Genomic DNA, 21,278 nt, shown 5'->3' with positions numbered 1-21,278 from the left:
CGTAGGCCCGGTCCCTACGTCATGTCGGACGCGGCCGGGTCGTCGGTGGGCAGAACGGTCTTCGGTGCGGGAAGCGGAGGGCGCCTGTGCTGTGCGCGTACGTCACCGCGCACATCGCGCCACCCCGCCCGTGCCCGCGCCGAGTGCCCCGCTGCCGACGCGGCCGCCCTCCTTGGCGAAGGTCGAGTAGATGTCGGTCATCAGAAGTCCCAGCCGTCCTCGTCCTGTTCGGCGGGTGCGTCGGCCTCGGCAGCGAAGGCGTCGCCTGCCATGCCGGCCGCGAGCGTGGTGCCGTCGGCCGGGTCGATGAGCAGGAACGAGCCAGTGCGGCGCGAGTGCGCGTACGAGTCGAGGGCCAGCGGTTCGGCGGTGCGCACCTTGACGCGGCCGATGTCGTTGGCGACGAGCTGTCCGGGTGCCGGGTGCTGGGAGAGGTCGTCGAGGGTGAGCCGGGAGGGGATCTCCTTGACGATGGCCTTGACCGTGCGGGTGGTGTGCTTGAGCAGCACCCGCTGGCCGACGGCGAGCGGCTGGTCCGCGACATGGCAGACGGTCGCCTCGATGTCCTGCGTGGTCGGCGGTGCGTCGTCGGTCGGCACGATGATGTCGCCGCGGGAGACGTCGATGTCGTCCTCCAGCAGCAGGGTGACCGACTGGGGCGTCCAGGCGACGTCCACCGGCTTGCCCAGCAGGTCGATGCCGGCGACCTTCGAGGTACGGCCCGACGGCAGCACGGTGACGGACTCGCCGACACGGAAGGTGCCGGCGGCGATCTGACCGGCGTAGCCGCGGTAGTCGGGGTGTTCTGCCGTCTGCGGGCGGATCACGTACTGCACGGGCAGCCGCGCGTGGCAGGTGGTCAGGTCGTGGCTGACGGGCACCGTCTCGAGGTGCTCGAGCACGGTCGGGCCGCCGTACCAGTCCATGTTGGCGGAGGGGTCCACCACATTGTCGCCGGCGAGCGCGGAGATCGGGATCGCGGTGATCTCCGGAACGCCGAGGGAGGCCGCGTAGGCGGTGAACTCCTCGGCGATCTTCGCGAAGACAGGCTCGGCGTAGTCGACGAGGTCCATCTTGTTGACGGCCAGGACCACATGCGGGACGCGCAGCAGAGCGGCGACCGCGGCGTGCCGGCGGGTCTGCTCGACGACACCGTTGCGGGCGTCGACCAGGACGACGGCGAGCTCGGCGGTGGAGGCGCCGGTGACCATGTTGCGGGTGTACTGCACGTGGCCGGGAGTGTCGGCGAGGATGAACCGCCGCCGGGGGGTGGCGAAGTAGCGGTAGGCCACGTCGATGGTGATGCCCTGCTCCCGCTCGGCCCGCAGGCCGTCGGTGAGCAGCGCCAGGTCAGGCGCGTCCTGGCCGCGGCTGCGGGAGGCGTGCTCGACGGCCTCCAGCTGGTCGGTCAGCACCGACTTGGAGTCGTGCAGCAGCCGCCCGACCAGGGTGGACTTGCCGTCGTCGACGGACCCGGCGGTGGCGAAGCGCAGCAGGGTGGTGGCGGACAGCTGCTCGGACAGCTGCTCGGTGGGGCTGGTCATCTCTAGAAGTACCCTTCGCGCTTGCGGTCTTCCATCGCGGCCTCTGACAGCTTGTCGTCGGCGCGGGTGGCGCCCCGCTCGGTGAGGCGGGAGGCGGCGATCTCGGCGATCACGGCGTCGAGTGTGGTGGCGTCGGAGTCGACGGCGCCGGTGCAGGACATGTCGCCGACCGTGCGGTAGCGGACCAGCCGCTTCTCGGTCGTCTCCGTGTCCTTCGGGCCGCCCCACTCGCCGGCGGTCAGCCACATGCCGGAGCGCTTGAACACCTCACGCTCGTGCGCGAAATAGATCTGCGGCAGCTCGATCTGCTCGCGCTGGATGTACTGCCAGACGTCCAGCTCGGTCCAGTTCGACAGCGGGAAGACCCGCACATGTTCACCGGGGGCGTGGCGGCCGTTGTAGAGCTGCCACAGCTCGGGCCGCTGACGGCGCGGGTCCCACTGCGAGAACTCGTCCCGCAGCGAGAAGACCCGCTCCTTGGCGCGGGCCTTCTCCTCGTCGCGGCGGCCGCCGCCGAACACCGCGTCGAAACGGTGCTGCTGGATCGCCTCGGTCAGCGGCACGGTCTGCAACGGGTTGCGCGTCCCGTCCGGGCGCTCGCGCAGCTTTCCGGCGTCGATGTACTCCTGTACCGAGGCCACATGCAGCCTCAGCCCGTGCCGGGCGACCGTACGGTCCCGGTACTCCAGCACCTCGGGGAAGTTGTGACCGGTGTCCACGTGCAGCAGCGAGAACGGAACGGCCGCCGGGGCGAACGCCTTCAGCGCCAGATGCAGCATCACGATGGAGTCCTTGCCGCCGGAGAAGAGAATCACCGGCCGCTCGAACTCGCCCGCCACCTCGCGGAAGATGTGCACCGCCTCGGACTCGAGCGCGTCCAGGTGGGACAGCGCGTACGGGCTGTCCGTTCCCTCGCTCACGATGTCGACGCTGGTCGTCACAGCAGACCCCTTTCGGCGAGCAGTGCGTGGACCGCGTCGGCGGATTCCCGCACGGTCTGGTTCTGGGACTCGATCCGCAGATCGGGCGTCTCGGGCTCCTCGTACGGGTCGTCGACCCCGGTCAGTCCGCTGATCTCGCCCGCGGCCTGCTTCGCGTACAACCCCTTGACGTCACGCTCGGAGCACACCTCGACCGGAGTGGCGACGTGCACCTCCACGTACGGCGTGCCCTCGCTCTGGTGGCGCTTGCGCACCGCCGCACGGCTGTCCGCGTACGGGGCGATGACGGGCACCAGGACCTTCACGCCGTTGGACGCGAGCAGCTCGGCGACGAAACCGATCCGCAGCACATTGGTGTGCCGGTCCTCACGGCTGAAGCCCAGGCCCGCCGAGAGGAACTCGCGGATCTCGTCGCCGTCGAGCAGTTCGACACGGTGGCCCTCCGCGCGCAGCCGGCCCGCCAGCTCGTGGGCGATGGTGGTCTTGCCGGCGCTCGGCAGACCCGTGAGCCAGATCGTGGCTCCGGTCACGTCGTTCTCCAAAGAAGTCTGATCGGTCGTCATCAGCCGTGCAGCCCGCATTCGGTCTTGCCCCGCCCGGCCCAGCGGCCGGCGCGCGCGTCCTCGCCCTCCAGCACCCGGCGGGTGCAGGGGGCGCAGCCGACGGAGGCGTAGCCGTCCATCAGCAGCGGGTTGGTGAGCACGCCGTGCTCGGCCACGTAGGCGTCCACGTCGTCCTGCGTCCAGCGGGCGATGGGGGAGACCTTGACCTTCTGCCGCTTCTCGTCCCAGCCGACGACCGGGGTGTTCGCCCGGGTGGGGGACTCGTCACGGCGCAGGCCCGTCGCCCACGCGTCGTACCCGGTCAGGCCCTCCTCGAGCGGCTTGACCTTGCGCAGCGCGCAGCACAGGTCCGGATCGCGGTCGTGCAGCCTCGGGCCGTACTCGGCGTCCTGCTCGGCGACCGACTGGCGGGGCGTGAGCGTGATGACGTTGACGTCCATCACCGCGTCCACCGCGTCGCGGGTGCCGATGGTCTCCTCGAAGTGGTAGCCGGTGTCGAGGAAGACGACGTCGATGCCGGGCATGACGCGAGAGGCGAGGTGGGCGACCACCGCGTCCTCCATCGAGGAGGTGACGCAGAAGCGCGGACCGAAGGTCTCGGCCGCCCACTTGAGAATCTCCAGGGCGGAGGCCTCTTCGAGGTCCCGCCCCGCCTGCTCTGCCAGCGACTTGAGGTCCCGCTCGGCCTGAACCGTCGTCATATCCGTTCCCCTCCACCGTCGTTCCGCTGAAGTCCCTTGGTCAGCAGACCCAGGAACTTCAACTGGAAGGCCCGATTGCATGCCGCGCATTCCCAGGCGCCGTGACCTTCTTCGCTGGGACGCAGGTCCTCGTCGCCGCAGTAAGGGCAGTAGAACGGCGCAGCCCGCTCGCTCATGAGAGGGCCTCCTCGGAGGCCCTGGCCGCCCACGTGGCGAAGCGCTCGCCGTCCTCGCGCTCCGCCTGGAAGCGCCCGAGGACCCGCTCGACGTAGTCGGGCAGTTCGGCGGAGGTGACCTTCAGGCCGCGCACCTTGCGCCCGAACGCCGGGTCGAGACCCAGGGCGCCGCCGAGGTGTACCTGGTAGCCCTCGACCTGGTTGCCCTCGTCGTCGAGCATGAGCTGGCCCTTGAGACCGATGTCCGCGGTCTGGATACGCGCGCAGGCGTTGGGGCAGCCGTTGATGTTGATGGTGATCGGCTCGTCGAACCGGGGCAGCCGCCGCTCGAGTTCGTCGATCAGCGCCGAGCCGCGGCCCTTCGTCTCGACGATGGCCAGCTTGCAGAACTCGATGCCGGTGCAGGCCATCGTGCCCCGCCGGAACGGCGACGGCGTGACCCGCAGGTCCAGCGCCTCCAGGCCGGCGACCAGCGAGTCGACCTGGTCCTCCGCCACGTCGAGCACGATCATCTTCTGTTCGACGGTGGTGCGCACCCGGCCGGAGCCGTGGGACTCCGCCAGCTCCGCGATCTTGTTGAGGGTCGCCCCGTCGACGCGGCCGACGCGCGGCGCGAAACCGATGTAGAAGCGGCCGTCGTTCTGGCGGTGGACGCCGACGTGGTCGCGCCACTGCTGCGCGGGCTGCTCGGGCGCGGGGCCGTCGAGCAGCGGGCGCTTCAGATACTCGTCCTCGAGGACCTGGCGGAACTTCTCCGCGCCCCAGTCGGCGACCAGGAACTTCAGACGCGCGCGGTTGCGCAGCCGGCGGTAGCCGTAGTCACGGAAGATCGAGATCACGCCCTCCCAGGCGTCCGGCACCTCGTCCACCGGGACCCAGGCGCCGAGCCGCACGCCGAGCTTGGGGTTGGTGGACAGGCCGCCGCCGACCCAGAGGTCGAAACCGGGGCCGTGTTCGGGGTGCTCGACGCCGACGAAGGCGACGTCGTTGATCTCGTGGGCGACGTCGAGCAGCGGGGAGCCGGAGACCGCGGTCTTGAACTTGCGCGGCAGGTTGGAGAAGTCCTTGTTGCCGATGTACCGGCGGTGGATCTCGTCGATGGCGGGGGTGCCGTCGACGATCTCGTCCGCGGCGATGCCCGCGACCGGCGAGCCGAGGATCGTACGGGGAGTGTCCCCGCACGCCTCCGTCGTCGACAGGCCCACCCCTTCCAGGCGGCGCCAGATCTCGGGGACGTCCTCGATGCGGATCCAGTGGAACTGGACGTTCTGCCGGTCGGTGAGGTCCGCGGTGCCACGCGCGAACTCCTGCGAGATCTCGCCGATGACCCGAAGCTGCTCGGTGGTCAGCCGGCCGCCGTCGATGCGCACCCGGAGCATGAAGTACTCGTCGTCCAGCTCCTCCGGCTCCAGGATCGCGGTCTTGCCGCCGTCGATCCCGGCCTTGCGCTGGGTGTACAGGCCCCACCAGCGCATTCGGCCGCGCAGGTCTGCGCCGTCGATCGAGTCGAAGCCACGGTGCGCGTAGATCGTCTCAATGCGTGTCCGCACATTGAGACCGTCGTCGTCCTTCTTGGTCTGCTCGTTGCCGTTGAGGGGCGTGTGGTGCCCCATCGCCCACTGGCCCTCGCCGCGGTGGCGTCCGGCCTTGCGGCGGGGCGTGACGGAGGCGGGCTTTTCCGGGCTGGCGGCCATGGCGATAGTCCTTCGAGACTGCAGGAGGGCGGCTCTGAGCTGCACACTCGCGGGGGAAGCGCGACGGTGCGCAGGGCGGGGTGAGGAAAGTCGAAGTGCGGCGGTGCTGGGCTGTCAGCAGGCCGGACAGATGGCGCTGGACATGCGGCCGAGGTCGACGTGCCGCCGACTCACCAAGGCAATTCCAGTGCTGGACATGACGGAAGCGTGTCATGGGAGTTTGGACTCAGTCCACCGTTATCCAGAATGTGGACAACACTGTCCCGCATCACGAGACAGTGTGGCATGGGTCACCGAAGAACGTTCGCCGGCTCCCCTGGGGACGGTTCCGGCAAGGGAGGCCGGGGCCAGGGACGGTTCGGACCGCGGCGCCGGGCCAGGGGCCGGGGGACGAGACCTTCCTCTCCTCCTCGACCTTGGTGTCGAAGAGACGGAAGCCGCGGCGCAGATAGTTGTCCATCGCGTGCGGGCCGTCCTTGGAGCAGGTGTGCAGCCACACCCGCTCCGTCCGCGGCAGCCCCGGCCACCGCTGGGCCAGGTCCCAGGCCCGGGCCACACCGACCGACAGCAGATGACCGCCGATCCGGCGGCCGCGGAACGCCGGAATCAGCCCGAAGTAGACGATCTCCACCGTCCCGTCGTCCTGCGCCTCCAGCTCGACGTAACCGGCCGGCGTCCCCTTCTCGTACGCGACCCAGGTCTCGACCCCGGGCCGGTCCAGCCACTTCTGCCACTCGGCATACGTCATGCCGAGCCGGTCGGTCCAGTGGAGGTCACCGCCGACCGACGCGTACAGGAACCGGCTGAACTCGGGCGAGGGGACCTCGGCCCGCACGATCCGTATGTCGTCCCCCGGGTCGGCCGCGGGCCGCAGGTCCGCGGCCGACGTCTGCTCCAGGGACCAGGTGGTCACAGTGAGGGTGCTCATGGCCGCCAGGGAATCACGACTCCCGTCCGAGCCGCACGGCCGGGGCGCTCGAGTGCGGCAGCAGATCGGCGGGACGTTCCGGTACGACCAGGTCCACCTCGACCTCCTCCGTGAAGCGGTAGGGCCGGTGGGCCAGGACCTGCGCCAGGTGCCGCCGCAGCCGGGACATCTCCGCCCGCACCGTGACCGTCCGCGTCGGATCGCCGAAGACGTCCTGCGCCAGCTGCGCCGCGGTCCGCCCGTCGCGGTTCCTCGCCAGCGCGTACAGCAACTCGGCATGACGGGGACTGAGCTCGTGCGACCAGCTGCCCGAGCCGCTCGTGACCGTGACGGAAGGCCGGCGCGGCACGCTCAGGTCCAGCACCAACCGGCCGGGTACCGGAGCGTTGTGGTGCGCCTCGTCCGGCCGTACCAGCCAGCCGCCCGGCAATGGCTCGATCGTGCACATGCCCAGCGACGGCAGCCACAGCCGGCCCGCCCTGACCGATTTCGGCAGTGACAGCCGGCACGGCGGCGCCATGCCCGTCACCGCGGCCGGCCAGCCGTTCGCGTCCACCGCCAGCGCCCGTCCGGTCATCCGCGCCAGCAGCGGCGAGGCGACACTGCGCAACACGTCCAGCGTCTTGTGGTGGCGCGCCCGTAGCTCGGCCTCCGCGAGGCGCGTCACCGAGGTGACCAGCGCCAGGGTCGCAGGATGCATGGTCGACGGCGGACCGCTGACGTCGACGACGCCGATCAGCCTGCCGTCACGCGGGTCGGTGATCGGCGCTCCCGCGCACGTCCAGGCGTGATGGGTGGCGACGAAATGCTCGGCCGAGTGCACCTGGACAGGACGCCGGGAGACCAGAGCAGTGCCGACACCGTTCGTGCCGACCAACTCCTCGCTCCAGGCGGCGCCGGGCACGAAGCCGTGCGCGTCGCCCTTGCGGAGCACCGCCGAGCTGCCCTCCCGCCACAGCAGCCGGCCCTCCGCGTCGGCGACCACCATGATGTGCTGCGCCGCGTCCGCGATGGAGACCAGGCCCTCGCGCAGCACCGGCAGCACCTCCAGCAGCGGCGAGGCGTTCCTGCGGCGCTCGATCTCCTCCAGCGGCAGCAGCCCTGCCCTGTGGTCCCGGTCCGGATCCATCCCCCGCTGCAGCATCCGCTGCCACGACTCGTCGATGTCCGTCCGGGGCCCTACCGAGGGCCTGCGTCCCGACAGGGCGGCGTCCCGCACACCCTTCAGCAGCCGCAGTGCCTCGGACGTGTCCATGGCCGCGAGCCTGGCCAGATCGAGCGATGAGTTCTTCACGGGGCCCTCCTCGGCGACGCCGCGGTCCGAAGTGCGGGGGTGGCCGAATCCATCCTCCCCCTCCCCGGCCGTCGCGCGCCGCGTTATGCCGCACAAGGATGCAACCCTTTGCAACCGTCGCGAACACGCGTGCGCGTGTACGAAGGTGGCGGAGCACCGGTTCGCCGGTGAGGGTGGTGCCGTGTCGGCGCAGCACCACCCACACATGCGTCGCGGGCGCGGGCCGGGGTATCACGGTCCGCGCCCGTTCGACATGCCCTCGCCGGTCGGTTCACGCCACGGCGCGGGCGCGCTCCACGACCGCTGCCAGCGGGAGCGTGTGGGGCAGCGTGCCGAACGCCGACCCCCGGTCGCCACCGAGCCGCGACGCGCAGAACGCGTCCGACACCTCCGGCGGGGCCCACCGCACCAGCAGTGACCCCTGCAGCACCAGCGCCATGCGCTCCACCAGCCGCCGGGCCCGCGCCTCGATACCGTCCAGGTCGGCCAGCTCCGTCAGCAGATCCTTGATCGCCGCGTCCAGACGGTGGTCGGCGCCGCGCGCCCTGCCGACCTCCTGGAGGAACGCGTTCAGCGCCCGCGGCTCCCTCTGCAACGCCCGCAGCACATCGAGCGCCTGCACATTGCCCGACCCCTCCCAGATCGAGTTCAGCGGCGACTCGCGCAGCAGCCGCGGCATGCCCGACTCCTCCACGTACCCGTTGCCGCCCAGACACTCCAGCGCCTCGGCCACCACCGGGGTGCACCGCTTCGTCACCCAGTACTTCGCCGCCGGCACCGCGAGCCGCAGGAACGCCCGCTCCTCGTCCGTGTCCGCGTCGTACGCCGCCGCCAGCCGCAGCCCCAGCGTCGTCGCCGCCTCCGACTCCAGCGCCAGGTCGGCCAGCACGTTGCGCATCAGCGGCTTGTCGATCAGCAGGCCCCCGAACGCACTGCGGTACGCCGTGTGATGGACCGCCTGCGCCACCGCCTGCCGCATCAGGGCGGAGGAACCGAGCACGCAGTCGAGACGGGTCGCCGCCACCATTCCGATGATGGTGCGCACACCGCGCCCCTCCTCGCCCACCCGCCGGGCCCAGGTCCCCTCGAACTCGACCTCGCTCGACGCATTGGACCTGTTGCCGAGCTTGTCCTTCAGCCGCTGGATCCGGAAGACGTTCCGGTTCCCGTCCTCCAGGACCCGGGGCACCAGGAAACAGGTCAGTCCTGCGGGAGCTTGGGCCAGCACCAGGAAACCGTCGCTCATCGGGGCGGAACAGAACCACTTGTGGCCGGTCAGTACGTACTCGCCGTCCTGCGCGAGCGGCTCGGCGCGGGTCGTGTTCGACCGTACGTCGCTGCCGCCCTGCTTCTCCGTCATGCCCATCCCGAACAGCACGCCGCCCTTCAGCGCCGCCGGACGCAGGCCCTCCTCGTACACGGTCGACGTCAGCCGCGGCTCCCACTCGGTCGCGAGCACCGGGTCCGTACGCAGGGCCGGCACCGACGCGTGCGTCATCGACAGCGGGCAGCCGTGACCGGCCTCCGCCTGCGTCCACACCAGGAAACCCGCCGCGCGGCGGACATGGCCGCCCGGTCTGCCCCAGGCGTTCACCAGGCCCGCGGAGACGGCACGGCCGAGCAGCCGGTGCCAGGAGGGATGGAACTCCACCTCGTCGATCCGGTTCCCGTACCGGTCGTGCGTCCGCAGCCGCGGCGGGAACTCGTTCGCCTGCGTACCCCACTCCTGTGCCTGGGCCGAGCCCGCCGTGCGTCCCAGTTCCGAGAGCTCCCCGCGCGCCTCGTCAAGGACCTCCGGCGCGACGTGCCGGTCCACCGCCTCGGCAAGCGCACGGTCCGCGGCGAAGACGTCGTACCCCACCAGGGGCGGAGCCTGATTGGTCACTGTGTGGGTGCTTGCTGCCATGCCGATACGGTAAGGAGGTGCAGGCAGCAAACGAAACACCCGAGCGGCCTTCGGGCCGGCTCCACCGGGCCCGAGTCCTCTACCGCAACGTCTCGAAGCGGAAGATGACATGGCTGCTGCTGAAGGACACCGTCAACTCCTGCATCGAGTACCGCATCCTCGGACTCGCGGCAGAGGCGGCGTTCTTCACGCTGCTGTCCGTGCCGCCGCTGATGCTCGGACTGATCGGCCTGCTCGGCTACATCGACGACTGGACCAACACCACCACCGTCGCCTCCATCGAGGAGAACATCCTCACCGCCGTCGGCACGGTCCTTTCCGACCGCGGCGTCAACGACATCGCAAGGCCACTGCTCGAGGACGTCACCCAGGGCGGCCGGCCCGACCTCATCTCCATCGGCTTCGCCATCGCCCTGTGGTCCGGTTCGCGCGCCGTCAACGTCTTCATCGACACGATCACCGTCATGTACGGGCTCGACGGCCACCGCGGCATCGTCGCGACCAGGCTCCTCGCCTTCCTGCTCTACCTGGTGGCCCTGCTGATCGGCGCGGTCGTGCTGCCGCTCGCCGTCGTCGGCCCGGACCGGGTCGTGGAGCTCGTGCCCTTCGGCACGGAAGTCGTCCGCGTGCTGTACTGGCCGGTCGTCATCCTGCTCTCCATCGCCTTCCTGACGACGCTGTACCACGTGTCCGTGCCCGTGCGCTCCCCGTGGGTGGAGGACATCCCCGGCGCGCTCGTGGCGCTCGGCATGTGGATCCTGGGCAGCCTCCTGCTGCGCATCTACCTGACCAGTACGGTCGAGGGCCCCACGATCTACGGCTCGCTGGCCGCGCCCATCGCCTTCCTGTTGTGGATAGGCATCTCCGCCTTCGCCGTCCTCGTCGGCGCCGCCGTCAACGCCGCGATAGACCGCGTCTGGCCCTCGGTCGCCACGGCGGCCGCCCGTGCCGCCAACGAACGGGCGCGGGCCGCCGACGCGGCCGAACTCCTGGCGCGGGCACGGGCGGCGGAGATGTACGGCGACGCGGACGACGAGGAGGGCGGCGGCGACATGCCGTCCGAGTTCCCCGAGCGCTGGTCGAAGTTCCTGCCGGTGGACGACGTACGGGCGAGGCTGCACTCGACGCGGGACGCCCGGGACGGGCGGGAGAACGGCCGCGACGTCGGCCGGGACGGGCGGGAGAACGGCCGCGACGTCGGCCGGGACGGGCACGAGTAGGGTCCCTCGTTCGGATCAGGCCCGGGGGGCCGGTCCGAGTGGTGCTGCACCGCTGGCGAGCGGAGTGCTCGGACGACCGTTGCTGGACAGCAGCCACCGCAACCACAAACGGACGCCGCACGGCCGGACCGCGCGTGTCCTGGCGCGGTCCGGCCGGTCCCTGGCCCCGGGGCCGCAGCCGGGCAGAGGCAGAGCGGCTGGGGCAGTCCGGAGCTGCGGCTCAGGAGTAGGCGGGCTTCCCCGGGCCCGGGACGGTGCGGAAGCGGAACGGCTCCGGCTCGCGGCCGGGCTGGATGAACCAGCATTCCCCGGCGCCGTCGCCCGTGACGATCCGCAGCACCGTGTCGGCGACAACCTCCGCCGGGATGACCGGCATGCCCTGCTCGGAGAGCATGCCGCGCAGCGGGTCGATGATCCGCGACTCGGCGTAGCCGGGACAGACCGCGTTGAACCGGATGGCGTCGGGCACCAGCGCCGGCCCCAGGGAGCGTGCGAGTCCGACCACAGCATGCTTGTTGGCGCCGTACAGAGGGTCGAGAGGTACCGAGGCCAGACCGGCCAGGGAGGCGGTCGCCACGATCGACCCACCGCCGCGGGCCCGCAGTGCCGGCAGGACCGCATGGGTACCGAAGACCACGCCGTCGAGGTTGGCGCCCATGGCACGGCGGTAGCGCGCCAGGTCGAAGTCGTCGCCGACACCGCAGCCCGTCGACACGCCCGCGTTCAGGAAGGCGATGTCGACACCACCGCAGTGCTCGACGGCGAAGTCCACCAGAGCACGGTTCGCATCGAGGTCGGAGACGTCGCACGCCCGGAAGTGACCGCCGACGATGTCGGCCACCTCCCGGCCGCCCTCCGCGTCGAGATCGGCGACGACCACCTCGGCGCCCGCCTCGGCCAGTGCCAGCGCCGTGGCCCGGCCCAGTCCACTGGCGCCGCCCGTCACGATCGCGACCTTGCCGCTCAGCGGCGCCGTCATGCTCCGCGCGGCGCGGCCCTCGGCGGTCATGCCAGCTCCAGCACGAGCTTGCCGACGTTCTCGCCCCGGAAGAGCATCTGCAGCGTCTCGGGGAAGTCGTCCACCGTCCCCTTCACCACATGCTCCTTGACCTTGAGCCGGCCGTCGCCGATCCAGCCGGCGATCTCCTGTCCGGCCTGTGCGAAGCGCTTGGCGTAGTCGAAGACCACGAAGCCTTCCATGCGGGCACGGCGCACGAGCAGGGTCATGTAGTTCGACGGGCCCTTGACCGGTGTGGCGTTGTTGTACTGGCTGATCGCGCCGCAGACGACCACACGGGCGTTCATGGCCAACCGGGTGAGCGCGGCGTCGAGGATGTCACCTCCGACGTTGTCGAAGTAGACGTCGATGCCGTCAGGAGTCTGCTCGCGCAGCGCCCGCTTGACGTCGCCGGCGCGGTAGTCGATCGCCGCGTCGAATCCCAGTTCGTCGGTGAGCAGTGCGCACTTCTCGGGCCCGCCGGCGATGCCGATGACGCGGCACCCCTTCACCTTGGCGATCTGGCCGACCATCGTGCCGACCGCACCGGCCGCGCCCGAGACGACGACGGTCTCGCCGTCCTTGAGGGCACCGACGTCCAGCAGCCCGAAGTACGCGGTCATGCCGGGCATGCCGAGCGCGCCCAGGTACGTCGAGGCCGGCGCGAGCGAGGTGTCGACCTTCAGGGCGCCCTTGCCGTCCGAAACGACGTGCTCCTGGACGCCGAACGTACCTACGACGTGATCACCGGGCCGGAAGTCGGGGTGGTTGGAGGCGGTCACCTCGATGACCGATCCCGCGCGCATCACGTCGCCGAGCCCGACGGGCGGAAGATAGGAGGGGCGGTCGTCGAGCCAGCCGCGCATCGCGGGGTCGAGCGACATGACGAGCGTCCTTCCCGCGAACTGGCCGGGACCGGGCGTCTCCACGGGCGCGGAGACGTGCTCCCAGTCCTCGGGTTTCACATCACCCACGGGGCGGGCTGCAAGTCGGATCTGGCGGTTGGTCGCAGACATGGTGCCTCCTGTCGTCAGTGGCTCCGACCATACCGACCAGTAGGTACGCCTGTGAGTGTGAGGTGCGCCACGTTCCGGTGCTCGCGCTGCTGCCGCGCGCCGCCGTAGGGGGAGGGCGGAGCGAAACGCCCCCCGCTAGCCTCGGGAGGGTGTACGAGGAGTGGGCGTCCCGGATACCGGGCGCCGTCGTATGGACGCGGGCCGCGGGTGCCGGCGTCACGTACCCCGTGCTTCCCGACGGATGCATGGATCTGCTGTGGTCCGAGGGGCGGCTGTTGGTCGCCGGTCCCGACACCCACGCCCATGCACCCGCCGGCGCAGCCTCCTGGGCGGGGATCCGGTTCGCGCCCGGGGCCGCGCCCGCACTGCTCGGCGTGCCCGCGCACGAGCTGCGGGACCGGCGCGTCGAGCTCGCGGACCTGTGGGGCGGCGCAGCAGCGCGCAGACTCGCCGAGCGCGTCGGCGAAGCGGCGGACCGGCCGGCCGCGCTGGAGGCGGTCGCGAGGGAGCGGGCCGTGCCGCCGGACCCGCTGACGGCCGCCGTGGTACGGCACCTCGACGGCGGCGGCACGGTGGCCGCAGCCGCCGACGCGGCCGGCCTGAGCGCCCGGCAGCTGCACCGTCGGTCGCTGGACGCCTTCGGCTACGGCCCCAAGACACTGGCCCGCATCCTGCGGCTGCAGCGCGCTCTGGAGCTCGTACGCCGCGGTGTCCCGTACGGGGACGCGGCGCACGCGGCGGGCTGTGCCGACCAGGCGCACCTCGCCCGGGAGATGCGCGCACTGGCCGGTGTCACCCTCGGTGCTTACGACGCGTTGGCGAAGAGCGAGATGCCGAGCCCGTCGGGGTCGAGCACGACCGCGTAGCGCTGGCCCCACACTGCGTCCCACGGCCCCAGGTGGCTGCGGTGGCCGGCGGCGACGAGCTCGTCGTGGACCGCGTCGACCTCCGCGGGGCTGTCGCAGCGGAAAGCCGGGCCCATGCGTTCGCCGCCGGTGGGCCGGGTCCAGCCCGGGTCGAAGGAGCGGATCGTCTCCTCGGTGTCGAACAGCAGGCGCAGCCCGCCGGGGAGCACGGCCTCCGTGTGCGGGGCCGTGTCGGCGTCGGCGGGGATGTCGAGACCGAGGCGGCGGTAGAAGGCGAGTGAGGCGGCCATGTCGCTGACGACCAGGCCGACCGCGTCGAATCGTGGAGTCATGTCCTCACGCTAGGGCGGGGCCGGGCCGGCGGTCTTGAAGGAATCGGACGTCATGGATTCGTAAGACGGTCCGCCGCGCCGCGCCGCCCGCCGGGCGAGGACACTGGCGATATGCACAGCATTCTCGTCGTGGACGACGATCCCACGGTCGCCGAGGTCGTCACGGGGTACCTGGAGCGCGCCGGATTCGCGGTGGACCGGGCCGCGGACGGGCCGCAGGCGCTCAGGCTGGCCGAGGGGCGCCGCCCGGACCTGGTCGTCCTCGATCTGATGCTGCCCGGCATGGACGGCCTGGAGGTGTGCCGCAGGCTGCGGGCGGGCGAGGCACCGCACATGCCGGTGATCATGCTCACCGCCCGCGGTGACGAGGACGACCGCATCCTGGGTCTCGAGGTGGGGGCGGACGACTACGTGACCAAGCCCTTCAGCCCGCGGGAGCTGGTCCTGCGGGTGGAGTCGGTCCTGCGCAGGGGCGGCGTCGCTGCGGGGGGCCGGCGCCCGGGACCCGAGCTGGCGGCCGCCGGGATCGTACTGGACCCGGCGGCCCGGCGAGCGGTGAAGGACGGACGTGAACTGTCCCTGACCCTCAGGGAGTTCGACCTGCTGGCCCATCTGATGCGGCACCCGGGCGAGGCGATCGGCCGGGAGAGGCTGATGCAGGACGTGTGGGGCTGGGAGTTCGGCGATCTGTCGACCGTGACCGTTCATGTGCGCCGGCTTCGAGGCAAGATCGAGGACGATCCGGCACAGCCGAAGCTGATCCAGACCGTGTGGGGTGTGGGCTACCGCTTCGACGCCCCGGAAGGGGGCTGATCGCCGTGCGGGACATGCTGCTCATCGCGCTCTACGCCCTGCTCGGTGCCGTGGCGGCCGGTGTCGCCGGCGCACTCGTACTGCGGGCGCTGCGGCACCGTTCCGTCGTGGTGTCCCTGACCGTGGTCGCGGCCGTGACGGTCACCGCGATGCTCGCCGGCACGCTGGCGGTCGCGCAGGCCATGTTCCTCTCGGCGCACGACCTGACCGTGGTCACCATGGTCGTGGCGATGGCGGCCGTCGTCTCGCTCGCGACGGCGCTGCTGCTCGGTCGGTGGGTGGTCGCGCGCAGCCGTGAACTGACCCTGGCCGCACGCTCGTTCGGGGAAGGCGGCTCCTTCGCCGCGCCCGGCGGCGCCTCCACCGCCGAGCTGGACGCCCTGAGCAGGGAACTCGCGGCCACCAGCGACCGGCTCGCCGCGTCCCGAGAACGTGAGCGCGCCCTGGAGACGTCCCGACGCGAGCTGGTCGCCTGGATCTCGCACGATCTGCGCACCCCCCTCGCCGGCCTGCGCGCGATGTCGGAGGCGCTGGAGGACGGTGTCGTCCAGGACCCCGAGCGCTACTTCCGGCAGATCCGCACCGAGGTCGACCGGCTGAACTCGATGGTCGGCGACCTGTTCGAGCTGTCCCGTATCCACGCGGGCGCGCTCGCGCTCTCCCCGACCCGAATGTCGGTCTACGACCTCGTCGGGGAGGCCCTCGCGGGCGCCGACCCGCTGGCCCGCGAGCACCGGGTGCGCCTGGTCGGCGAGGGTGTCGAGCCGGTACCGGTCGAGGTGGACGGCAAGGAGATGACCAGGGTCCTTGCGAACCTGCTGGTGAACGCGATCCGCCGCACGCCGGCCGATGGCACGGTCGCCGTCGCCGCGGAGCGCCGCGACGAGTGGGTGGTGCTGTCCGTCACCGACGGCTGCGGAGGGATTCCGGAGGACGACCTCCCCCGTGTGTTCGACACGGGCTGGCGCGGCTCCCAGGCCCGTACACCGCCGGCCGGGGCAGGCCTGGGGCTGGCGATCGTCCGCGGCATCGTCGAGGCGCACGCCGGCCGCGCCGAGGTGTCCAACGTGACGGGCGGCTGCCGATTCGAGGTGTCCATTCCCGCGGCCGCCGCACCGCACTGACCGGCTTTGGCCGAAACCGCGGCGGCCGAAAGGCGTGAGCCGTCCGGCGGCTGGGCAGGCAACGTCGGAACGGGGGCGACAGGACCGACGACTGCTCGATGGTGGGGGCGTGCCGTATGGCGCAACGGACACAGTGGGAATTCCTCGACGACCGCGGCCGGTTGGCATCCGCGCCGCACATACCGTCCCGGCTGATCACCTACATACAGGCGGGTGCCGCGCTGTTCGACCACGGCCTGCGGCCCGCGGGACTGTTCGGCTCCGCGCACGACGGCGCGGGCCCCGACCCGGCCAAGGCCGGTGACCTGCCGCTGGACGGGACCCCCTACCTCGGGTCCGGTCCGGGGGTCGACGCGGACACCGTGCTGGCGGCCCGGCCCGACCTGGTGGTGGCCGTGACCTACGGCTCCGAGCAGGTCTACGGCCTGGACCCCGACACGGCCAAGTACCTGGAGGAGCGCCTACCGGTCGTGGTGCTCGACGTCGGCCAGGGGCGCTCCCTGGACGAGGTGCGTGACCGGTTCGGAGCGCTGGCGCGGTCGCTCGGGGCGGATCCGGAGCCACCACCGGCCGGGTCCGCACTGGCCGCGGCACGGGCCCGGCTGCGGGCGGCAGCCGACGGAGCCGTGGGGGCGCGGGTCCTGGCGCTGTCACCGGCGGGCCCCGACGGCGTCCACATCGCCAGGCCCGAAGCCTGGCCGGACCTGCGTGCGCTGTCCCGGTACGGCGTCGGCACGGCGGCGCCGGAGCCGGGCGCAGGAGTCAACTGGTCCACCACCGACTGGGGCGCGGCCGGCCGGCTGGAACCGGACGTGGTGCTGGCCGATGTGCGCTCCAACGCGTTCCCGCTGGAGCGGTTGCGCGGGGTCGCGGACTGGGACGCGATCGAGTCCCGGGCACGGCTCCTGCCGTGGACCCCGGAGCTCCCGCCCAGCGCCGCCGCCCATGCCCGGTTCTTCGACGCGGTCGCCGAGGCGCTGGAGGCAGTTGAGCCGTCGTCCTGACGGCCGGCCGGGCGGCGTCGTCCCGGGGACAGGGCCCCGAGGCGCAACCGGGGGGCGGCGCACGGCAGTCTATGAGGTGTGTCCTCCTCACTCCCTCACCAGGCGCAACTCCCCACCGCCCAGGGTCATATGATCGTGTGCGGAGACGATGCCCTCGTCCACCGGCTGGCGGTCGAACTCCGCGAGGTCTACGGGGAGCGGGTCACCCTCGTCGTACCCACCGCGCAGGCGTCGAGAAGCCCCGAACGGCCGCTGTCCGGACGGGTGCGGGCATCCGCCTTCTTCGGCCGGATGTCCGCCGCCATGAGCCGGGCCGTCGTCACGACGACCGCTCCCGGCGACACCCCGCCGCCGGACATCCCCCGGGTCGTCGAGGCCCCGGAACTGGACGAGGACGTCCTGGTCGAGGCCGGCATCGGCCGCGCCGCGGCCCTGGCCCTGGTCCACGACGACGACGAGACGAACATCCGGGCCGCGCTCGCCGCACGCCGGCTCAATCCGCATCTGCGGCTGGTGATCCGGCTCTACAACCGCAAACTCGGCCAGCATCTGGCAGCCCTCCTCGACCAGGCCGCCGCACTGGCCCTCCCGGATCTCGACGGGCAGGCGCTCGACGCGTCCACCACCGTGCTCTCCGACGCCGACACGGCGGCCCCCTCGCTGGCCGCGACCGCCGTGGCCGGCACCAGCAAGATCGTTCAGGCGGACGGTCTGCTGCTGCGGGCCGTCGAACGCACCCCGCCCGCCCGGGGCGAGGTCGCCGACCCCGGCCTGTGCACGCTCGCCCTGCTGTCGTCCACCACCAACGACCCGGCCGGAGCGGAGGGTTCCGACCGGAGCGGGCGGGAGGGACCGCGCCTGCTGCCCGACGACCGGAGCGTCGCCGAGGCCACCGGCCGCGGCACCGTCGTGCTCGAGGCGATCACGCACAGTGCGCAGGGCCGCGCACCCGGCCCCCTCTCCGGCCGCAGGGTCCCCATCGGCCGGCTCTTCTCGAGGCGGCTGCGCTGGTCGCTCGCCGGTCTCGGCGCGGCCGTCGTGGCCCTCGCCGTGGCCTCCTGGATCACCACCGGCGACGATCCGCTGCACGCCATGTACCTGGTGCTGCTCGACCTGCTCGCCATGGGGGACCCCGCCAAGGGCGCGGACGCCGACCGGCAGATCCTGCAACTGCTCACCGGCATCGCGGGCTTGCTGCTGCTGCCTCTGACCGTGGCGGCCGCGCTGGAGGCCCTCGGCACCTTCCGCAACGCGTCCGCCCTGCGCAAGCCGCCCCGCGGGCTGTCCGGCCACGTCGTGCTGTTGGGGCTGGGAAAGATCGGCACGAGGGTGCTCATGCGGCTGCGTGAACTGGGCATCCCCGTCGTCTGCGTCGAGGAGGACCCCGAGGCCCGGGGCATCCCCCTCGTCCGCCGGCTGCGGGTGCCTACCGTGATCGGCGACGTGACCGAGGAAGGCGTACTGGAAGCCGCCAAGATCCACCGAGCGCACGCGCTGCTCGCCCTGACCAGTGTCGACACCACCAACCTCGAGGCCGCGCTGTACGCCCGCTCCGCCAAACCCGACCTGCGGGTCGCGCTGCGCGTCTACGACGACGACTTCGCGACCGCCGTCTACCGCAGCCTCCGCGCCGCCCACCCTCACGCGCTGACCCGCAGCCGCAGCGTCTCCACGCTCGCCGCCCCGTCGTTCGCCGTGGCCATGATGGGGCGTCAGATCCTCGGCGCCGTACCGGTGGAACGCAAGGTGCTGCTCTTCGCCGCCGTCGATGTGGCCGGGCACCCGCGACTGGAGGGGCGTACCGTCGCCGAGGCGTTCCGGCCGGGCGCCTGGCGAATCATCGCCCTCGACGCGACGGAGCCCGACGAGCGGCAGCCCGACCTGGCGAACGCCCGCCGCGACCGGGAGGACAACCCGACCGGACTCGTGTGGGACCTCCACCCCGGGTACGTGCTGCGGGCCCAGGACCGGGTGGTCGTCGCCGCGACCCGGCGCGGAGCGGCCGAACTCCTCGGACGGCGGCCGCAGTCGGCCATGGGCGGGTGAAAAGCGCCCTCGAGCCAACGATGGTCGATTTCCGGCCATTCGCCCTACGGTAGAATTCTTTACCGAGTCATTGCCACGTTCCTGGAGCGACGGAAGGGGTCCGAGTTGGCGTACCTCAGCCACCGCAACCCTCGCCGGTCCAGGGCCGCCGCCGTCCGGCCCGCCGCGCCTCCGCGTCGTATCGACGCCCGCGCGCGCAACGGCGTTCCCGAACCGGCCCGCAACGCCTGACGACCGGACCGTCCGGCCGATGCCCGGCCGGTCGGTACCGGTGTGCGTACGTGATGCAGAATCCACCTCCGGTGGCCGCCGCAACCTCTGCGGCACCACCGGAGCAGGACCCCACGCCCGCACACCGTCGACGCCCGCCACACGGAGTCAGCCATGGAACCCACCGCCCACGTCAGCAAGACGGCACTGCCCGGAGTAGGTACGAGGTACGACCTGAGGACCGAGGCCGGCGCCCACCTGTCCGTCGTCGTGCACCAGGACGGTCGCCGCATCGTCTCCTTCCACGATCCTGAGGACGACGACAGCTGCAAGGACGCCGCCGCCCTCGCTCCCCACGAGGCGACCGCACTGTCCAAGCTTCTCGTCCCCGACCCGGTCGCCCATCTGCACCAGCACCTCGAGATCGACCTCGTCACGGAGCACATCCCCGTCACGAAACGGTCCCCGTACGCCGGTCGGCTCCTCGCCGACACCCGGGCGCGCACGCGCACAGGCGCGTCCATCGTCGCCGTACTGCGTCGCACCGCGGCGTTCCCCTCGCCCACCCCGGACTTCCGCTTCGCCATCGGCGACACGCTCGTCGTCGTCGGCACGCGCGAAGGCGTCGACGCCGTTGCCGAACTGATCACCGGAGGATAGACACCCGTGCACGACACCACCGCGCTGCTCATCGAACTCGGGGCCATCATCCTCGCCCTGGGCCTGCTCGGCCGGCTCGCCGGACGCATCGGGTTCTCGCCCATCCCGCTCTACCTGCTCGCCGGGCTCGCCTTCGGCCACGGCGGGCTGCTGCCGATGAACGCCAGCGAGGAGTTCATCGCGACCGGCGCCGAGATCGGGGTGATCCTCCTTCTCCTCCTCCTCGGACTCGAGTACAGCGCGTCCGAACTCGTCACCAACCTCAAGACGCAGTACCCGTCGGGCATCGTCGACCTCGTCCTCAACGCCGTGCCGGGTGCGGTCGCGGCGCTGGTCCTCGGCTGGGGGCCGGTGGCCGCGGTCGCCCTCGCCGGCGTCACCTGGATCTCCTCCTCCGGCGTCATCGCCAAGGTACTCGGCGACCTGGGCAGGCTCGGCAACCGTGAAACGCCCGTCATCCTCGGCGTCCTCGTCATCGAGGACCTGGCGATGGCCGTCTACCTGCCGCTGCTGACCGCCCTCCTCGCAGGGCTGAGTCTGGCCGGCGGCAGCCTCACGCTGCTCATCTCGCTCGGCACCGTCAGCATCGTCCTGTACGTCGCGCTGCGCCACGGGCGCCTGATCAGCCGGGCCGTCTCCTCCGACAACCCCGAGATGCTGCTGCTGGTCGTCCTCGGCCTGACGCTCTTCGTCGCCGGTATCGCGCAGGAACTCCAGGTTTCCGCGGCCGTCGGCGCGTTCCTCGTCGGCATCGCGCTCTCCGGCGAGGTCGCCGAGGGCGCGCACAATCTGCTCGCACCGCTGCGGGACCTGTTCGCGGCGGTCTTCTTCGTCTTCTTCGGTCTGTCGACCGATCCCACGGACATTCCGCCGGTCCTGCTGCCCGCGCTGATCCTCGCGGTCGTCACCGCGCTGACGAAGATCGCCACCGGGTGGTACGCGGCCCGCCGCGCCGGCATCGGCCCGCGGGGGCGCCTGCGGGCCGGCGGCGCGCTCGTCGCCCGCGGTGAGTTCTCCATCGTCATCGCGGGCCTCGCGGTCGGCGTCGAGCCGCGGATCGGGCCGCTGGCGACGGCGTACGTCCTGATCCTGGTGATCGTCGGTCCGCTGACGGCGCGCTTCACGGAGCCGCTCGGCCGACGCCTTCTCCGCCGGACGCCCGCGGGCAAGTCGTCGCCGTCCTCGGAGGCGAAACCGACTCCGGCGACGACGCCCTGACCCCCGCCCCGTCGGGGGTGGCGGG

At 71.8% G+C, this 21,278-nt stretch carries 21 protein-coding genes; 8 read left to right on the top strand and 13 right to left on the bottom strand.

The genetic code is table 11. The features are described from left to right. Window positions 1–200: 200 nt before the first annotated feature. The 10 genes from IE198_RS03855 to IE198_RS03815 all read right to left on the bottom strand — a co-directional run bounded on the left by IE198_RS03855 (window position 201) and on the right by IE198_RS03815 (window position 9,747). Window positions 201–1,544, bottom strand: coding sequence for a sulfate adenylyltransferase subunit 1 (locus tag IE198_RS03855; RefSeq protein WP_189882536.1), 1,344 nt, complete (start codon window positions 1,542–1,544; stop codon window positions 201–203). 2 nt (window positions 1,545–1,546) lie between these two features. Then, complete coding sequence (gene cysD / locus IE198_RS03850; RefSeq protein WP_189882534.1) at window positions 1,547–2,485, bottom strand: sulfate adenylyltransferase subunit CysD; 939 nt, start codon at window positions 2,483–2,485, stop codon at window positions 1,547–1,549. Next, window positions 2,482–3,066, bottom strand: coding sequence for an adenylyl-sulfate kinase (cysC, locus tag IE198_RS03845; RefSeq protein ID WP_373299752.1), 585 nt, complete (start codon window positions 3,064–3,066; stop codon window positions 2,482–2,484). Before cysC ends, cysD begins: the two co-directional genes overlap by 4 nt. Further along, entirely contained in the window at window positions 3,048–3,749 is a 702-nt protein-coding gene (locus IE198_RS03840; RefSeq protein ID WP_189882530.1) for a phosphoadenylyl-sulfate reductase, read from the bottom strand. Before IE198_RS03840 ends, cysC begins: the two co-directional genes overlap by 19 nt. After that, entirely contained in the window at window positions 3,746–3,925 is a 180-nt protein-coding gene (locus IE198_RS03835; RefSeq protein WP_189882528.1) for a hypothetical protein, read from the bottom strand. Before IE198_RS03835 ends, IE198_RS03840 begins: the two co-directional genes overlap by 4 nt. Continuing rightward, window positions 3,922–5,619 (bottom strand): nitrite/sulfite reductase, encoded by a 1,698-nt coding sequence (locus IE198_RS03830; RefSeq protein ID WP_189882526.1) that lies wholly within the window; start codon window positions 5,617–5,619, stop codon window positions 3,922–3,924. The genes IE198_RS03835 and IE198_RS03830 overlap by 4 nt, the downstream gene beginning before the upstream one ends. 114 nt (window positions 5,620–5,733) lie before the next feature. Beyond that, the gene (locus IE198_RS36535; RefSeq protein ID WP_310650533.1) at window positions 5,734–5,817 is read right to left on the bottom strand and encodes a putative leader peptide; all 84 of its coding nucleotides are present in this window, start codon (window positions 5,815–5,817) and stop codon (window positions 5,734–5,736) included. A gap of 70 nt (window positions 5,818–5,887) precedes the next feature. Continuing rightward, window positions 5,888–6,547: a GNAT family N-acetyltransferase gene (locus tag IE198_RS03825; RefSeq protein ID WP_189882524.1), complete on the bottom strand. Its 660-nt coding sequence runs from the start codon at window positions 6,545–6,547 to the stop codon at window positions 5,888–5,890. A gap of 13 nt (window positions 6,548–6,560) precedes the next feature. Next, on the bottom strand, window positions 6,561–7,841 hold the full coding sequence (locus IE198_RS03820) for a GAF domain-containing protein (RefSeq protein ID WP_229833713.1): 1,281 nt from the start codon (window positions 7,839–7,841) through the stop codon (window positions 6,561–6,563). A 271-nt stretch (window positions 7,842–8,112) separates the two neighbouring features. Then, window positions 8,113–9,747 (bottom strand): acyl-CoA dehydrogenase family protein, encoded by a 1,635-nt coding sequence (locus tag IE198_RS03815; protein WP_189882522.1) that lies wholly within the window; start codon window positions 9,745–9,747, stop codon window positions 8,113–8,115. A gap of 17 nt (window positions 9,748–9,764) precedes the next feature. On the opposite strand from IE198_RS03815, the gene IE198_RS03810 reads away from it, so the two are divergent. Next, window positions 9,765–10,967 carry a YihY/virulence factor BrkB family protein gene (locus IE198_RS03810; RefSeq protein ID WP_189882519.1) on the top strand — a complete coding sequence of 401 codons (1,203 nt, stop codon included), beginning with the start codon at window positions 9,765–9,767 and terminating at the stop codon, window positions 10,965–10,967. Window positions 10,968–11,187: 220 nt separating this feature from the next. Here the strand turns inward: IE198_RS03810 and IE198_RS03805 are convergent, their stop codons facing one another. Both IE198_RS03805 and IE198_RS03800 read right to left on the bottom strand, forming a co-directional pair. After that, window positions 11,188–11,976 (bottom strand): SDR family NAD(P)-dependent oxidoreductase, encoded by a 789-nt coding sequence (locus IE198_RS03805; protein ID WP_229833712.1) that lies wholly within the window; start codon window positions 11,974–11,976, stop codon window positions 11,188–11,190. Continuing rightward, window positions 11,973–12,980: an NADP-dependent oxidoreductase gene (locus tag IE198_RS03800; protein WP_189882518.1), complete on the bottom strand. Its 1,008-nt coding sequence runs from the start codon at window positions 12,978–12,980 to the stop codon at window positions 11,973–11,975. Before IE198_RS03800 ends, IE198_RS03805 begins: the two co-directional genes overlap by 4 nt. Window positions 12,981–13,129: 149 nt before the next feature. Between IE198_RS03800 and IE198_RS03795 the strand changes: the two genes are divergently transcribed. Next, complete coding sequence (locus IE198_RS03795; RefSeq protein ID WP_189882515.1) at window positions 13,130–13,846, top strand: helix-turn-helix domain-containing protein; 717 nt, start codon at window positions 13,130–13,132, stop codon at window positions 13,844–13,846. On the opposite strand, the gene IE198_RS03790 is transcribed toward IE198_RS03795, so the two are convergent. Continuing rightward, the gene (locus IE198_RS03790; RefSeq protein WP_189882513.1) at window positions 13,786–14,178 is read right to left on the bottom strand and encodes a VOC family protein; all 393 of its coding nucleotides are present in this window, start codon (window positions 14,176–14,178) and stop codon (window positions 13,786–13,788) included. The genes IE198_RS03795 and IE198_RS03790 overlap by 61 nt on opposite strands. 111 nt (window positions 14,179–14,289) lie before the next feature. On the opposite strand from IE198_RS03790, the gene IE198_RS03785 reads away from it, so the two are divergent. The 6 genes from IE198_RS03785 (at window position 14,290) to IE198_RS03760 (ending at window position 21,253) form a co-directional block, all read left to right on the top strand. Continuing rightward, the gene (locus tag IE198_RS03785; protein WP_189882511.1) at window positions 14,290–14,991 is read left to right on the top strand and encodes a response regulator transcription factor; all 702 of its coding nucleotides are present in this window, start codon (window positions 14,290–14,292) and stop codon (window positions 14,989–14,991) included. A gap of 5 nt (window positions 14,992–14,996) precedes the next feature. Continuing rightward, window positions 14,997–16,115, top strand: a complete 1,119-nt coding sequence (locus tag IE198_RS03780) for a sensor histidine kinase (protein ID WP_189882509.1) — start codon at window positions 14,997–14,999, stop codon at window positions 16,113–16,115. Window positions 16,116–16,231: 116 nt separating this feature from the next. Then, window positions 16,232–17,119, top strand: a complete 888-nt coding sequence (locus IE198_RS03775; protein ID WP_189882507.1) for a TroA family protein — start codon at window positions 16,232–16,234, stop codon at window positions 17,117–17,119. A gap of 129 nt (window positions 17,120–17,248) precedes the next feature. Beyond that, entirely contained in the window at window positions 17,249–19,165 is a 1,917-nt protein-coding gene (locus tag IE198_RS03770; protein WP_189882829.1) for an NAD-binding protein, read from the top strand. 384 nt (window positions 19,166–19,549) lie between these two features. Beyond that, a complete protein-coding gene (locus tag IE198_RS03765; RefSeq protein ID WP_100109900.1) occupies window positions 19,550–20,035 on the top strand; it encodes a cation:proton antiporter regulatory subunit in 486 nt (161 codons plus the stop codon). A gap of 6 nt (window positions 20,036–20,041) precedes the next feature. Further along, window positions 20,042–21,253 (top strand): cation:proton antiporter, encoded by a 1,212-nt coding sequence (locus IE198_RS03760; protein ID WP_189882505.1) that lies wholly within the window; start codon window positions 20,042–20,044, stop codon window positions 21,251–21,253. Window positions 21,254–21,278: the final 25 nt, after the last annotated feature.

This window comes from Streptomyces xantholiticus, assembly GCF_014651015.1.
GTDB classification, from domain to species: domain Bacteria; phylum Actinomycetota; class Actinomycetes; order Streptomycetales; family Streptomycetaceae; genus Streptomyces; species Streptomyces xantholiticus.
Note: the sequence above shows the minus strand (reverse complement) of the source record. Positions and strands in the feature narration are given on the sequence as shown.